Below are 14,608 nucleotides of genomic sequence, written 5' to 3' on the forward strand. Positions count from 1 at the left end.
CGCCGGGCACGGCGCTGGCCGGGCAGGCGGCGCGGGGCCGGGGCGTCTCGCCGCGCGCGTTCGGGCGGCACCGGCGGGCGATGGCCCGGCTCACGGCCGAGCTCACGGCGGGCCGGTCGCCGGCGGGCGTGACGTCGGTGGTCCTCATGGACCGCGGGGCCGTGGACGTCCTCCGGGAGATCGCCTTCGCGTAGGGGCGGACGACCGGACCCGCCGCCTACAGCGGCAGCGGCACCGGCAGGGGCATGCCGTCGCCCGTCAAGGGGAGTTTGGACAGGAGGTCCTTCAGGACGGTCAGCGCCTCCGTGAGCGCCGCCTGGACGCCCGCCCTGTCCTTCTTCTCCACCGCATCGATCACCTTCTGGACCGCCGCCGCCAGCTTCTTCAGCAGGTCGTGGACGTCGCCCACGGGGTCCGTCGCCTGGCGCCCCCTGGCGGGCGGGGACGTCCGCAGGGAGTCCGCGAGGCGCGCCGTCGCCGCCCGCAGCCGCTGCTGCATCTCCTTGAGCGCGGCCACGTCGGGCGTCTTCGACTGCGCCTCCTTGCCGATCCGGGAGAGCAGCGTGAGCATCTCGCCCAGCTGTCCCACCGCGTCGAGCTGCTGCTGGACCGCCGCCTTGGGCGCCTTGGACGGGGTCACGATTACGGACATGTCGGGGTCCGGGGCGTTCACGGCGGCGAGGGAGGGCCCCGCGACGGCCACGGCGACGGAGCTGCAGGCGGCGACGGCTATCGCCGATGCGGCGAACTTGTTGACACGCATGCTGGAGGTCCCTTCCGCTGCCGGGAGGCTGCTGTCGGAGGCTGCCCGATCACCGTGTGGCGCGTGGTGGCTCTGCGCAACTCAGTGGCCACGGTAAGTGCCGTGACGGGAGTGGGTGACCACCCGCCCGGCCCGCCCTGACCTGGGACATCACCGCCGATTTCGCCGCCCGGCGCGAGCGGCCGGGGGTTCAGCCGTTAGGGTGCGGGTGCGGCCTTGTCGAGACGGTGGTTGGACGGCGTTGGACGAGTTGGACGAGATGAGCATCCCCGGGCAGCACGGCGGCCGGGCCCCGGCCCCCGCCGGCAGCGGCACGCCCGCAGCCAGTGCGCCCGCCTGGCCGGCCAACGAGCTCGAAGAGGTGCTCGCCGCCTCCGTGGGCGTGCCCGGCGCGGGCCCCCGCATCGTGGAGGCGCTCGGCCGCAGCCACGTCTGGATTCCGCTTCCGGCCGGCGGCGGCCCGGACAGCCCCGACCTCGACGTGCCCACGCTGGAGCTCGGCGGCGCGGCCTTCGTGCCCGTCTTCAGCTCCGAGGGCGAGCTCCTGCGCGTCGCGGGCGAGCACATGCCGTACGCGGTCGCGCCCGCCGTCGAGTTCGCCCGCGGCCTGCCCCCGCAGGTGGGCATCGTCGTCAACCCCGAGGGCTCCGTGGGCGCCCCGCTGCCCCCGCCCGCCGTCGCCGAGCTGTGCCGGGCCGGCCGCACCCTCCTCGACGGCGACGCCACCGGCGGCCGGGTGCGGCTCTTCGAGCCCGACTGGCAGGACGAGCCGACGGCCTTCCTGGCCGCCGCGGGCCTGGAGTTCGCCGCCGCCCGCGCCGTCCGGACGGCGCGCCGCGCCCTCGCCGGCATCGAGGGCGCCGCGCCCGCGCTGTTCGTCGGCGTCGAGCTGGACCTGCCGGACCCCGAGAGCCGCGCCGCGGCCCACGACGCCGTCGGCCGCGCCCTCGGCTCCGTGCCCGTGCCCTGGCCCGTCCAGCTCGTCTTCCTGGACGTCGCGCGGGATCCGGTCGGCGACTGGATGCGGGACCGGATCCGTCCGTTCTACGACCGCGACCTGTGACTCCTCCCCTGTCCGCCGCGGCGGGCTCGTAAGCTGGTCGGACGACCACGGGGGCGCGCCGGCGCTCCCGGGTCGCAGCAGCAGTCAAGGCCGAGAGAAGAGGCGGACCCAGGTGAGCGCGGGCGCGGAGAGCGGCGTGGAGCAGATGCTGCGCCAAGTGGCGCCCGGGCGGTACGACGCGTACGAGGCGCTGCTGCGGTCGCTGGCCGAGGGCCGGGTCTGGATGCTGCTCTGGCACGGCCAGGCCGGTTCGCCCGACGCCCAGTACGGCAACATGGAGGTCGAAGGCCTCGGCTACGCCCCGTGCGTGACGTCGGCCCAGGAGCTCGCCGCCAGCGGCTGGAACCGCGCCCACGAGGTGATCTCCGGCCGCGCCGTCGCCGAGGCCCTCTACCCCGGCCGCTGGGGCCTGTGGCTCAATCCGCACGCGCCCGGCGGCGGCGTCGGCATCCCGTGGCTCGACCTGCGCCGCATCGCCGGCGGCCTGGACCGGCTGCCGGCCGGGCCGCTGCGCCTGAGCGAGCCCGGCGTGGAGATCCCGCAGTTCTACGCCCTCCTCGGGCAGAACGCCCACCGCACCCCCGCGGTGCGCTCGCTGCGCCGCGCCTGGGTGCAGCCCGCCCTCGGCAGCGCGTACCTGGCCATCGGCCTGGACCTCTACGACACCTCGCCGGGTTCTGTGGAGTCCGTGCGGCTGATGATGCAGCAGTCGGTCGGCGCGGTGCCGGACGGCCTGCCGGTGTCCACGGTCGCGATGTCGGACGAGCACGACCCCGTCGCGATGTGGATGCGCGCCAACGCCCGCCCGTTCTACGACCGCGACGCCCACGGCGCGCCCGCGGCTCCTTCCGGTTACGGCTATCCCCCGCAGACCGGGGCCTACTGACGGATGCCCAGCGGGGCGCCGCCGCCCGTCCGGCGCCTCGTGAGCCGATCTCGGTTGTCCGTATAACGGAATTCCCCTGCACACATCACGGTTGCGCATCCTTTGCCGACCGGGTCTGGCGGGTGATCGCGGAGCCGTTGAAGACTCCCGCCACAAGGACTCCGGGTCCTGCGTACGACCTGCTCCGCGTGCACGATCCCGCAAGGCACCATCGCACCTTTCGCACCAGTGATGTGAACCAGCCGCATGCGCGGCGGGCGTTGGGCCGGCGCGTGCCGGCCGAGGGGGGTCCACCAGACGATGACGGCACCACTGCACGACACGGACGCGGCGCAGACCGCTGCCGTCGACGTCGCCGCCGACGTCCCGGCCAAGGCGATCGAGGGCCGGTCCCCCTGGCGGATCGCCTGGATCCGGTTGAAGCGCGACAAGTTCGCCCTGGCCGGCGGCACCGTCGTGGTGCTGCTCATCCTCGTGGCGGTGTTCGCCCCGCTGATCGTGGGCGCGCTGGGCCACCCGCCCAACGAGTTCCACGAGGACCAGATCGACCCCCTCTTCAGCACGCCCAAGGGCTCCTGGGGCGGCATCAACGGGGACTTCCTCTTCGGCGCCGAGCCCGTGAACGGGCGCGACGTCTTCAGCCGCATCGTCTACGGGGCCCGCGTCTCGCTCCTCGTGGCCTTCCTGTCCGCCGTCGTCGCGGTCTTCCTCGGCACCGTGTTCGGCATCGTCGCAGGCTTCTTCGGGGGCTGGGTCGACGCCGTGATCAGCCGGGTCATGGACCTCCTGCTGGCCTTCCCCCAGCTGCTGTTCATCATCGCGCTGGTGTCCGTGGTCCCCGACTCGCTCTGGGGACTGACCGGTTCGGGCGTGCGCATGGGCGTGCTGATCGCCGTCATCGGCTTCTTCGGCTGGCCCTACATCGGGCGCATCGTGCGCGGCCAGACCCTCTCGCTCAGGGAGCGGGAGTACGTCGAGGCCGCGCGCAGCCTGGGCGCCGGCCGCGGCTACATCCTCTTCCGGGAGCTGCTGCCCAACCTGGTCGCGCCGATCACCGTGTACACCACGCTGATGATCCCCACCAACGTCCTCACCGAGGCCGCCCTCAGCTTCCTCGGTACCGGAGTCAAGCCCCCCACGGCATCGTGGGGCGAGATGCTCGCCAGAGCCGTCGACCACTACGAGGCGGACCCGGTCTTCATGATCATCCCGGGTCTCGCCATCTTCGTCACCGTCCTCGCGTTCAACCTCTTCGGCGACGGTGTCCGGGACGCCCTGGACCCCAAGGGGTCGCGCTAGCGCGCGCCGAGGGCCCGCACCCGCCGTCCCGTTCGTGTCCCACCGCCCCTGTCGGTCCGTCAGGAGGCTCACGTCCGCAAACCCGCCGGCCCGGTCCCGGGCGGCGACGATCACGGAGGTCGCGACACCTTGAGAACACAGAGAACTCCCATGCGGAGGTCCGCCGCCGGGGCGGCCCTCGTGGTCGCGGCCCTGGTCACGACGGCCGCCTGCGGCGGCGGTGGCAGCAGCAAGGAGAGCGGGGACGGCAAGGGCGCGGGCTTCAACGCCGCGGTCGACAAGGTCGCGGGCGCCTCTGAGAAGAAGGGCGGCGAGCTGAAGTTCATCGGCACGCAGGACGCCGACTCGTGGGACCCGCAGCGCGGTTACTACGGATTCATGTGGGACTTCGCCCGCTACTACGCCCGCACGCTGATCACCTCGAAGCCGGCCGCCGGCGGCGAGAGCACCACGCTCGTCCCGGACCTGGCCACCGACACCGGCAAGGTCTCGGACGACAAGAAGACCTACACCTTCACCCTGCGGCCCGGGGTGACCTGGGAGGACGGGCAGCCCGTCACCGCCCAGCAGATCAAGTACGGCATCGAGCGCACCTGGGCCACCGACAAGATCTCCGGCGGCCCCACCTGGCTGATGCAGGTCCTGGACCCCGAGAAGACGTACAAGGGCCCGTACAAGGACGAGAGCAAGGACAAGCTGGGGCTGAAGGCGATCGAGACGCCGGACGAGAAGACGATCGTCTTCAAACTGCCCAAGCCCAACGGCGACTTCTTGCAGATGATCGCGATGCCCGCCGCGGCCCCGGTCCGCCCGGACAAGGACACCGCCGAGCGGTACGGCCAGAAGCCGTTCTCCAACGGGCCGTACAAGTGGGTCGCGTACAGCCCCAACAAGGGCCTCGAACTGGTCCGCAACGACAAGTGGAACAAGGACTCCGACCCGGTCCGCAAGGCCCTGCCGGACAAGATCTCGGTCACGCTGATCACCAACGCCGACGACATGGACAACCGGCTGATCAAGGGCGACTACGACCTCGACCTGAACGCCACCGGCATGGGCTCGGCGGGCCGCCAGAAGGCCCTCAAGGAGAAGAAGGGCAACGTCGACAACCCGCAGACCGGCTTCATCCGCTACGCGGCCTTCCCCAAGACCGTCGCCCCGTTCGACAACGAGCACTGCCGCAAGGCCGTCATCTACGGCGCCGACCACACCTCGCTGCAGACCGCGCGCGGCGGCCCCCAGGCCGGCGGCGACCTCGGCCTCAGCATGCTGCCGCCCGCGGTCAAGGGCTTCGACCCCGCCTACGACCCGTACAACATCAAGCAGGGCAAGCCCGACGCGGCCAAGGCCAAGGAGGAGCTGAAGGCCTGCGGCAAGCCCGAGGGCTTCAAGACGACGATCGCCGTGCGCAACAACAAGTCGCAGGAGGTCGCCACCGCGGAGTCGCTCCAGGCGTCCCTGAAGGCCATCGGCATCGACGCGCAGATCGACAAGTACGACGGCGCGCAGACCACCGGCATCATCGGCTCGCCGGCGAACGTCAAGGCCAAGGGCTACGGCATCATCATCATGGGCTGGGGCTCCGACTTCCCCAGCGGCCAGGGCTTCCTCCAGCCGATCGCCGACGGCCGCTTCATCCAGGAGAGCGGCAACCAGAACTACCCCGAGCTGAACGACCCCGCGGTCAACAAGACCTTCGACGAGGCCATCGCGGAGACCGACGTGGAGAAGGCCGGGAAGATCTACCAGGAGGCCAACAAGAAGGTCATGGAGGGCGCCTGGTACCTGCCCTTCACCTACGAGAAGAACATCATCTGGCGCAGCTCCCGGCTGACCAACGTCTACACGGCCGACGCCTACAACGGCCGCTACGACTACGCCTCGCTGGGCGTCGTCAAGTGATCGCGCCCGTCATGGCCGTGACAGTCCGTCCGCTCCGCCGGCGCACCCGCCGCTAGGCCCGAAGGGCAGGTGAGGGCCGAGCGCGACGACCGGGGACGCCCCCCTCTTCCCCAGGGGGGCGCCTCCGGGCCGCCGCCGGGCCGACCGCAGTGTTCGCTTACATCGTCAGGCGGCTGTTCGCCGTCATCGTGATGCTGCTCGTGGTCATCCTCGTGACCTTCGGCATCTTCTTCGCGATCCCGAAGTTCACCGGGGCCGACCCCGCGCTGATGTACATCGGCAAGCAGGCCGACCCGGCGGCCATCGAGGGCATCCGGGAGAAGCTGGGGCTCGGCAAGCCGATCCTGGAGCAGTTCTGGAACTTCGTCAGCGGGATCTTCGCGGGCCGGGACTACTCCAGCGCGAACGGCTCCGTCCACTGCCCGGCGCCCTGCTTCGGCTACTCGTTCAAGCACGAGAACCCCGTCTGGCCCGAGCTGACGAGCAGGCTGCCCGTCACCCTCTCGCTCGCCGGCGGCGCCTGCGTGCTGTGGGTCACCGGCGGCGTCCTGACCGGCGTCGTCTCCGCCCTCAAGCGCGGCACCGTCTGGGACCGCACCGCCATGACCGTGGCGCTCGGCGGCGTCTCCCTGCCGATCTACTTCACCGCCCTGCTCTCGCTCGCGGTCTTCAAGTACAAGCTCGGCTGGGTCGGCGGCGAGTACACGTCCTTCGCGGACGCCCCCGGGAGCTGGTTCGGCGGCCTGATCCTGCCCTGGGTCACCCTCGCCTTCCTCTACGCGGCGATGTACGCGCGGCTCACCCGCGCCACCATGCTGGAGGTCCTCGGCGAGGACTACATCCGCACCGCCCGCGCCAAGGGGCTCGCCGAGCCCGTCGTCATCGGCAAGCACGCGATGCGCTCCACCATGACCCCGATCCTCACCGTGCTCGGCATGGACCTCGGGGCGCTGGTCGGCGGCGCCATCCTCACCGAGACGGCCTTCAGCCTGCCCGGCCTCGGCCAGGCCGCGGTGGCGGCCATCAACGAACGCGACCTGCCGATGATCCTCGGCGTCACGCTCATCACGGCCTCCGCCGTCGTCTTCGCCAACCTGGTCGTGGACCTCCTGTACGCCGTGATCGACCCCCGAGTGAGGCTCTCGTGACCACCGCCCCCGCCCCCGGCACGGGGGACGCCCCCACCGCCTTCCTCGACGTGCGGGACCTGCGCATCCACTTCCCCACCGACGACGGCCTGGTCAAGTCCGTCGACGGGCTCTCGTTCCAGCTGGAGAAGGGCCGGACGCTCGGCATCGTCGGCGAGTCCGGCTCGGGCAAGTCGGTCACCTCGCTCGGCATCATGGGCCTGCACACCGTCGGCCAGTACGGGCGCGGCAGGGCCCGGATCTCCGGGGAGATCTGGCTCGACGGCAAGGAGCTGATGGGCGCCGACCCCGACGAGGTGCGGCGGCTGCGCGGCCGCGAGATGGCGATGATCTTCCAGGACCCGCTGTCCGCCATGCACCCGTACTTCACGATCGGCCACCAGATCACCGAGGCCTACCGCGTGCACCACCCCGACGCGGACAAGAAGACCGCCCGCAAGCGGGCCGTCGAGCTGCTGGACCGCGTCGGCATCCCGCAGCCCGACCGCCGCGTGGACGACTACCCCCACCAGTTCTCCGGCGGCATGCGCCAGCGCGCCATGATCGCCATGGCGCTGGTCAACAACCCCGAGCTGCTCATCGCGGACGAGCCGACCACCGCCCTGGACGTCACCGTCCAGGCGCAGATCCTCGACCTCATCCGCGACCTGCAGAAGGAGTTCGGCTCGGCCGTCATCGTCATCACCCACGACCTCGGCGTCGTCGCCGAGCTGGCCGACGACATCCTCGTCATGTACGGCGGCCGCTGTGTGGAGCGCGGGCCCGCGGAGAAGGTCTTCTCCGAGCCCCGGCACCCCTACACCTGGGGCCTGCTGGGCTCCATGCCGCGCATCGACCGCGAGCAGACCGACCGGCTGATCCCGGTCAAGGGCTCCCCGCCCAGCCTCATCAACATCCCCTCCGGCTGCGCCTTCAACCCGCGCTGCCCGTACGCCGACGTGCCCGCGGGCGGGATCACCCGCACGGAGCGGCCCGAACTGCGCCTGGTCGGCGGCGACGGCGCCGCGGGAGGCGGCCGGCACTGGTCCGCCTGCCACATGGCCGAGGAGGAACGGGCCCGCATCTGGACCGAAGAGATTGCGCCGAAGCTGTGAAGGACCACGAGGGCCGTGACGGCCATGAGGACCACGAGGGCCACGCGATGAAGATTCCCGGGCAGCATGCGCCGTCCGACGGGCCCGAGGCCCTCCTCACGGTCGAGGGCCTGGTCAAGCACTTTCCCATCACCAAAGGGCTGCTGCGCCGGCAGGTCGGCGCCGTCCAGGCCGTGGACGGGCTCACCTTCGACGTGCGCACGGGGGAGACCCTGGGCGTGGTGGGGGAGTCCGGCTGCGGCAAGTCCACCATGGGCCGGCTGATCACCCGGCTGCTGGAGCCCACGGGCGGCCGGGTCGCGTTCCAGGGCAAGGACATCAGCCACCTCGGCGTGGCCGGGATGCGCCCGCTGCGCCGCGACATCCAGATGATCTTCCAGGACCCGTACTCCTCGCTGAACCCCCGCCACACCGTCGGCACCATCGTCGGCGCGCCCTTCAGGCTGCAGGGCATCGCGCCCGAGGGCGGGGTGAAGAAGGAGGTGCAGCGGCTGCTGGAGCTGGTGGGGCTCAATCCGGAGCACTACAACCGCTACCCCCACGAGTTCTCCGGCGGGCAGCGGCAGCGCATCGGCATCGCGCGGGCGCTCGCGCTCAAGCCGAAGCTCGTCGTCGCGGACGAGCCGGTCTCCGCGCTGGACGTGTCGATCCAGGCGCAGGTGGTCAACCTGCTCGACGACCTCCAGGACGAGCTCGGGCTGACGTACGTGATCATCGCGCACGACCTGTCGGTGATCCGCCACGTCTCGGACCGCATCGCCGTCATGTACCTCGGCAAGCTCGTGGAGCTCACCGACCGCACGTCGCTCTACACGAAGCCGATGCACCCGTACACCAAGGCGCTGCTGTCCGCGGTGCCGGTGCCGGACCCGAAGCGGCGCGCCAAGCGGGAGCGCATCCTGCTCAAGGGCGACGTGCCGTCGCCGATCTCGCCGCCGTCCGGCTGCCGCTTCCACACCCGGTGCTGGAAGGCGACGGACGTGTGCAAGGTGCAGGAGCCGCCGCTGCTGGCGCTCGAACCGGGGCACCAGGTGGCCTGCCACCACCCGGAGAACGCACCGGAGGCGGCCGCGGCGGGAACGAGCGGAGGATGATCGTCCGTATCAGCCTCCGGGCTGAGTGACAATGTCTCGTGCTCACCGACCTGTTCAGCCCCTCCGTCCAGCATTCGCTGGACATCGCCGGGATCTTCGTCTTCGCGATCTCCGGCGCCCTGCTCGCCGTGCGGAAGAACTTCGACGTCTTCGGCATGGCGGTCCTGGCGGAGGTCACGGCGCTGGGCGGCGGGCTGATCCGGGACGTGATCATCGGTGCCGTGCCGCCCGCGGCCTTCACCGACCTCGGCTACTTCCTCACCCCGCTGCTCGCCACGGTGATCGTCTTCTTCCTGCACCCGGAGGTCGAGCGGATCACCAAGGCCGTGGGGGTCTTCGACGCCGCGGGCCTCGGGCTGTTCTGCGTCACCGGCACGGTCAAGGCGTACGGGCACGGGCTCGGCCTCGTCTTCGCCGCGACGCTCGGGCTGGCCACGGCGGTCGGCGGCGGCGTGCTGCGCGACATACTCGCCCACGAGGTGCCGTCGCTGCTGCGCTGGGACCGCGACCTGTACGCCGTGCCCGCCATGGTCGGCGCCGCCCTGGCCGCGCTGCTGCTGCGCTTCGGCGCGCTGGACGGCCTCGCCTACGCGGTGCCGGTGGTGACGGCGTTCGTGCTGCGGCTGCTCGCCATGCGCTTCCACTGGCGGGCGCCGCGGGCGTGGCACCGGCGGAGCGCGGCCACCGAAGAGGCGTGACGCCGGGAGCCGGGATTTCCGGTTGTTTACCCTTCAGCGAGCCCTTACCGGCGAGTAACTTCGGGGTGTAGCGTGGCGCCATGGCACAGGCAACCATCGGTGACAGCGAATTCGACCGCGACACCGCGCTGACCCCCCGCGGCCCCGGCGTGCACGACGCCGCCCTCCCCGCCGGGTGGACCATCGGCGGTGCGGTCAACGGCGGCTTCCTCCTGGCCCTGGCCGCCCGGGGCCTCGCCGCGGAGCTGCCCCACCCCGACCCGTTCACCGTCACCGCGCACTACCTCTCGGTCAGCCGGCCCGGCCCCGCCGTCGTCCGCACGCAGACCGTCCGCACCGGCCGCGCCCTCTCCACCGGCCAGGCGTCCCTCCTCCAGTACGACGAGGACGGCGCCGAGGTCGAGCGGATCCGCGTCCTCGCCACCTACGGCGACCTCGGCGCGCTCAGCGACGACGTCCGCACCACGGCCAAGCCGCCGGCCGTCCCCCCGTACGAGCACTGCCTGGGCAAGGAGCACGACGACGGCTCCCACCCGCTCTCCGAGATCGCCCGTCGCCTCGACATCCGCCTCGACCCCGCGACCGCCGGCTGGGCCGTCGGCTCGCCCAGCGGCCGCGGCGAGATGCGCGGCTGGTTCGGGCTCGCGGACGGCCGCCCCATGGACCCCTTCGCCCTGCTGCTCGCCGTCGACGCCCTGCCGCCCACGACGTTCGAGATGGGCCTGACCGGCTGGGTGCCCACCGTCGAGCTGACCGCCCACATCCGCTGCCGGCCCGCGCCCGGGCCCGTCCGCATCGCCATCACCACGCGCAACCTCGCGGGCGGCTTCCTGGAGGAGGACGCCGAGGTCTGGGACAGCGAGGACCGGCTCGTGGCCCAGTCCCGGCAGCTGGCGGCCGCGCCGCGGCGCTGAGGCCGCCCGCCGGCTCACGGCGGGTTCACGGCCGGATCACGCGACCTCCCGGCCCAGCCACGCCGCCAGCCGCGTGTACGCGTCCGCGCCCTCGGGCGCGGGCCGCACCGGCCCGAACGGCACCTCGTCGCCCCGCCGCTCCGCCGGCAGGAACCGCTGGGCCGGGCCCAGCACCAGTCCGGCCAGCTCCTGGTCCAGGGGGAGCTGGTGCCCCAGCGCCTGCGACAGGTCCCAGGCGTGCGTAACGCTCTCCAGCACCACACCCGACGCCAGGTACACGGCCCCCGGGAACGTCCCCCACTCCACGGTCACCGGGCGCTCCAGCTTCTCGTCGTCCGCCCAGGCCGCCGTCAGCCGGGCCAGCGCCGCCCCGTAGGCCCGGCCCCAGCCGTCGTCCGCGACGTCCGCGGGCGGGGCGCTCCTCTTCACCGTGCCGGTCTCGCCGAGCTGCGCGGCATCGTGCGCGCCGGCCACCAGGTGCTCCAGCAGGGCCCGTACGTCGAAGTCCGCGCACGGCGTCGGATCCCCGAGCCGCTCTGCGGGCACGGCCTCGATCAGGGCCGCGACCTGGGCGACGGCGCGCTCCACCAGGGGGCGGGGGTCGGAGAGGGCGGGCGTGGCGGTCATGGCGACTCCATTCGCAAGAAGAGATCCGTCGTGGGGAACGCGCAGAGCATCCCGCCATAACCTGACAACGACCGTCAGGTTTTCCGCCCCGTCCCGCACGCCATCCTTGAGCGGTGAAATCCGACCGACTGCTGGCGATCCTCCTGCTCCTCCAGACCCGCGGCCGCGTGCCCGCCCGCGAACTGGCCGACCGCCTGGAGGTGTCCGTCCGCACCGTCTACCGCGACGTCGAGTCCCTGTCCGCCGCCGGGGTGCCCGTCTACGCCGAACGCGGCCGGCACGGCGGCATAGCCCTGCTGCCCGGCTACCGCACGGACGTCACGGGCCTCACCGCCGACGAGGCCCGTGCCCTCTTCGTCCTCGCCACCCGGAGCACGCTCGCCGACCTCGGCCTCGACGGCGCCCTCGGCTCCGCCCTGCGCAAGGTCATGGCCGCCCTGCCCGCCCCGCACAGGCCCGCCGCCGAGGCCACCAGCCGCCGCATCCTCGTCGACCCCGTCCGCTGGCTGGGCGGCCCCGCCCCGGCCCCCGCCGTCGACGTCGGCGAACTGCAGAGCGCCGTCTTCGCCGACCGGCGGCTGCGCCTGCGCTACCGGCACGGCGGCCAGGAGCACACCCGTACGTACACCGTCGACCCCTACGGCCTCGTCGCCAAGGCCGGCGTCTGGTACCTCGTCGCCGACCGGCGGGCCCGCCCGCAGCTCTTCCGCGCCGACCGCATGGCCGCCGTGACCGTCACCGCGGACGCAGTGCGGCGCCGGGCCGGCGTCGAGCTCGCCGATGCCTGGGAGGTGCTCCGGCGCGACGTCGAACAGCGGCCCGCGGACGTGCGCGTGACGGCCACCGTGCGGCGCTCCCGGCTCGATTTGTTCCTGCGCTTCCTCGGCTCCGCCGTCGCCGCCCCGCCCACCGGCGGGGACCCCGCCACCGTCGAACTCCGCTTCGCCGACCCCCGCGCCGCCCGCACCCTGCTGGCCTTCGGCCCCGACGTCGAGGTCCGCTCCCCGGAAGAGGTCCGCGCGGACCTGGCGGAGGCGGCCGCGGCGACCGCGGAACTGTACGGACGGCCCCGGGCCGGAACGCCCGGTACTGTTCCGGACCCGGCCTCGTAGAATCGTGCCCACCATGGCCTACCTCGACCACGCCGCCACCACCCCGATGCTTCCGGAGGCGGTGCAGGCGATGACCGCCCAGCTCGCCCTCACCGGAAACGCCTCCTCGCTGCACGCCGCCGGGCGGCGGGCGCGCCGCACCGTCGAGGAGGCGCGCGAGTCCCTCGCCGCGGCGCTCGGCGCCCGCCCCAGCGAAGTCGTGTTCACCGCGGGCGGCACCGAAGCCGACAACCTCGCCGTCAAGGGCCTGTACTGGGCGCGCAGGGCCGCCGACCCCGCCCGCACGCGCGTCCTCACCAGCCCCGTCGAGCACCACGCCGTGCTCGACGCCGTCGACTGGCTCGCCACGCACGAGGGCGCGACCGTCGAGTACCTCCCCGTCGACTCCTACGGCCGCGTCCACCCCGACGCGCTGCGCGAGGCCATAGCCCGCGAGCCCGGGGACGTCGCCCTGGCCACGGTGATGTGGGCCAACAACGAGATCGGCACGATCATGCCGGTCCGCGAACTGGCGGACGCCGCCGCCGAGTTCGGCGTGCCCCTGCACGCCGACGCCGTCCAGGCCTTCGGCCAGCTCGACATCGGCTTCGCGGACTCCGGGCTCGCCGCCATGACCGTCAGCGGACACAAGATCGGCGGGCCGTACGGCATCGGCGCGCTCCTCCTCGGCCGCCAGTACGCGCCCGTGCCGCTGCTCCACGGCGGCGGCCAGGAGCGCCACGTGCGCTCCGGCACGCTCGACGTGCCCGCGGTCGCCGCCTTCGCCGTCGCCGGCGAGCTCGCCGCCGCCCGGCGCGCGGACTTCGCCCGCGAGATCGGCGCCCTGCGCGACGAACTGATCGCCGGCGTGCGGGCCGCCGTCCCCGACGCCGTCCTCGGCGGCGACCCCGACCCGGCCGGCCGCCTGCCCGCCAACGCCCACTTCTCCTTCCCCGGCTGCGAAGGGGACTCCCTGCTCCTCCTCCTCGACGCCCAGGGCATCGAGTGCTCCACGGGCTCCGCGTGCACCGCGGGCGTGGCCCAGCCGAGCCACGTCGTCCTCGCCATGGGCACCGACGCGGACCTGGCCCGCGGCACGCTCCGCTTCTCCCTGGGGCACACCTCCACGGCGGCGGACGTGGCGGCCGTCGCCGAGGCCATCGGCCCGGTGGTGGAGCGGGCGCGCTCGGCGGGCCTCAGCTAGCGGCTTCCCTCAGCCGGCGGCTTCCCGCACCAGACGGAGGTACCGGTCCCAGTCCCAGTGGGGGCCGGGATCGGTGTGATCCGTCCCCGGCACCTCGGAGTGCGCGACGAGGTGGGTACGGTCCACGGGGATCCGGTAACGGGCGCAGATGCCAGCCGCGAGCCGGGCCGAGGCGGTGTACATGGCGTCCGTGAAGCCCGCGGGCCGGTCCACGTAGCCCTCGTGCTCGATGCCGATGCTGCGCTCGTTGAACCGGCGGTTCCCCGAGTGGAAGGCCACGTCCAGCTCGCGGACGGTCTGCGCGATGTGGCCGTCCTTGCGCACGACGTAGTGCGCGGCGGCCTCGTGCAGGGGGTCGCGGAAGACGTCCAGGGCGTCGCCGTAGCTGCCCTGCACGACGTGGACGACGATGCGGTCGATCGTGTAGTCGTCCGGGCGTGAGGCGCGCCGCCAGTTCGCCGACGACGCGGCGACCCACTCGGCCCCGGCGTGATCGAGCGCACCGTCCGTACGAGGCCTCTCCCGCCCGGAGACCCGCCACCACCAGCGCTCGATCTCGTCCCGGCCGGCGTACGCGCCGGTGGCCGCGGCGACGAGGCCGGCGCCGGCACCGACGATCACCCCCCGCCGCGTGATGCGCTCCCCGCCCACGTGTGCCCCCCTGCTGTGCGTGTTCCCCTCTCTCCCCGAAACGCGCGCGGGCCGGCAACCGGTTCCGGGGCCGGGGCCGCACGGGCCCCGGGGCGGGCCGGGCACCGCCGGACACCCCGGCAGGGGTTCCGCGCCGCGGCGGCGGAGGGGGAGTGCCGGCCGGCAAGGTCTTTT

General features: G+C 73.0%; 14 protein-coding genes and 1 pseudogene. 12 read left to right on the plus strand and 3 right to left on the minus strand.

Annotated elements, in window-relative coordinates; translation table 11 throughout:
• A pseudogene (locus B7P34_RS31615) lies at positions 1 to 194 on the plus strand (ATP-binding protein); the annotation flags it as partial.
• A gap of 23 nt (positions 195 to 217) precedes the next feature.
• Here the strand turns inward: B7P34_RS31615 and B7P34_RS31620 are convergent.
• A complete protein-coding gene (locus tag B7P34_RS31620; protein ID WP_106681624.1) occupies positions 218 to 763 on the minus strand; it encodes a hypothetical protein in 546 nt (181 codons plus the stop codon).
• Between the two features lie 259 nt (positions 764 to 1,022).
• Between B7P34_RS31620 and B7P34_RS31625 the strand changes: the two genes are divergently transcribed.
• The 9 genes from B7P34_RS31625 to B7P34_RS31665 all read left to right on the plus strand — a co-directional run bounded on the left by B7P34_RS31625 (position 1,023) and on the right by B7P34_RS31665 (position 10,861).
• A complete protein-coding gene (locus B7P34_RS31625; RefSeq protein WP_106681625.1) occupies positions 1,023 to 1,826 on the plus strand; it encodes an enhanced serine sensitivity protein SseB C-terminal domain-containing protein in 804 nt (267 codons plus the stop codon).
• A gap of 112 nt (positions 1,827 to 1,938) precedes the next feature.
• Positions 1,939 to 2,712, plus strand: a complete 774-nt coding sequence (locus B7P34_RS31630) for an enhanced serine sensitivity protein SseB C-terminal domain-containing protein (RefSeq protein ID WP_223268423.1) — start codon at positions 1,939 to 1,941, stop codon at positions 2,710 to 2,712.
• 300 nt (positions 2,713 to 3,012) lie between these two features.
• Complete coding sequence (locus B7P34_RS31635) at positions 3,013 to 4,011, plus strand: ABC transporter permease (RefSeq protein WP_106681626.1); 999 nt, start codon at positions 3,013 to 3,015, stop codon at positions 4,009 to 4,011.
• Between the two features lie 150 nt (positions 4,012 to 4,161).
• The gene (locus tag B7P34_RS31640) at positions 4,162 to 5,913 is read left to right on the plus strand and encodes an ABC transporter substrate-binding protein (protein WP_189383215.1); all 1,752 of its coding nucleotides are present in this window, start codon (positions 4,162 to 4,164) and stop codon (positions 5,911 to 5,913) included.
• A 149-nt stretch (positions 5,914 to 6,062) separates the two neighbouring features.
• Positions 6,063 to 7,061 carry an ABC transporter permease gene (locus tag B7P34_RS31645; protein WP_106681628.1) on the plus strand — a complete coding sequence of 333 codons (999 nt, stop codon included), beginning with the start codon at positions 6,063 to 6,065 and terminating at the stop codon, positions 7,059 to 7,061.
• Positions 7,058 to 8,155, plus strand: a complete 1,098-nt coding sequence (locus B7P34_RS31650; protein WP_106681629.1) for an ABC transporter ATP-binding protein — start codon at positions 7,058 to 7,060, stop codon at positions 8,153 to 8,155. The genes B7P34_RS31645 and B7P34_RS31650 overlap by 4 nt, the downstream gene beginning before the upstream one ends.
• A gap of 47 nt (positions 8,156 to 8,202) precedes the next feature.
• Positions 8,203 to 9,249 (plus strand): ABC transporter ATP-binding protein, encoded by a 1,047-nt coding sequence (locus B7P34_RS31655; RefSeq protein ID WP_106681637.1) that lies wholly within the window; start codon positions 8,203 to 8,205, stop codon positions 9,247 to 9,249.
• Positions 9,250 to 9,287: 38 nt separating this feature from the next.
• Positions 9,288 to 9,947, plus strand: a complete 660-nt coding sequence (locus B7P34_RS31660; protein ID WP_106681630.1) for a trimeric intracellular cation channel family protein — start codon at positions 9,288 to 9,290, stop codon at positions 9,945 to 9,947.
• Between the two features lie 80 nt (positions 9,948 to 10,027).
• Positions 10,028 to 10,861 (plus strand): thioesterase family protein, encoded by an 834-nt coding sequence (locus B7P34_RS31665; RefSeq protein WP_106681631.1) that lies wholly within the window; start codon positions 10,028 to 10,030, stop codon positions 10,859 to 10,861.
• Positions 10,862 to 10,897: 36 nt separating this feature from the next.
• Here the strand turns inward: B7P34_RS31665 and B7P34_RS31670 are convergent, their stop codons facing one another.
• On the minus strand, positions 10,898 to 11,488 hold the full coding sequence (locus B7P34_RS31670; RefSeq protein WP_106681632.1) for a TIGR03086 family metal-binding protein: 591 nt from the start codon (positions 11,486 to 11,488) through the stop codon (positions 10,898 to 10,900).
• A gap of 113 nt (positions 11,489 to 11,601) precedes the next feature.
• Here B7P34_RS31670 and B7P34_RS31675 point away from each other — a divergent pair, with 113 nt between their 5' ends.
• Positions 11,602 to 12,600: a helix-turn-helix transcriptional regulator gene (locus B7P34_RS31675; protein WP_106681633.1), complete on the plus strand. Its 999-nt coding sequence runs from the start codon at positions 11,602 to 11,604 to the stop codon at positions 12,598 to 12,600.
• A gap of 13 nt (positions 12,601 to 12,613) precedes the next feature.
• Positions 12,614 to 13,783, plus strand: a complete 1,170-nt coding sequence (locus B7P34_RS31680) for a cysteine desulfurase family protein (RefSeq protein ID WP_106681634.1) — start codon at positions 12,614 to 12,616, stop codon at positions 13,781 to 13,783.
• Between the two features lie 9 nt (positions 13,784 to 13,792).
• Here B7P34_RS31680 and B7P34_RS31685 read toward each other — a convergent pair whose 3' ends face one another.
• Entirely contained in the window at positions 13,793 to 14,404 is a 612-nt protein-coding gene (locus B7P34_RS31685) for an N-acetylmuramoyl-L-alanine amidase (protein WP_223268424.1), read from the minus strand.
• Positions 14,405 to 14,608: the final 204 nt, after the last annotated feature.

This window comes from Streptosporangium nondiastaticum (genome assembly GCF_003011965.1).
In the GTDB taxonomy this organism is placed as follows: Bacteria; Actinomycetota; Actinomycetes; order Streptomycetales; family Streptomycetaceae; genus Streptomyces; species Streptomyces nondiastaticus.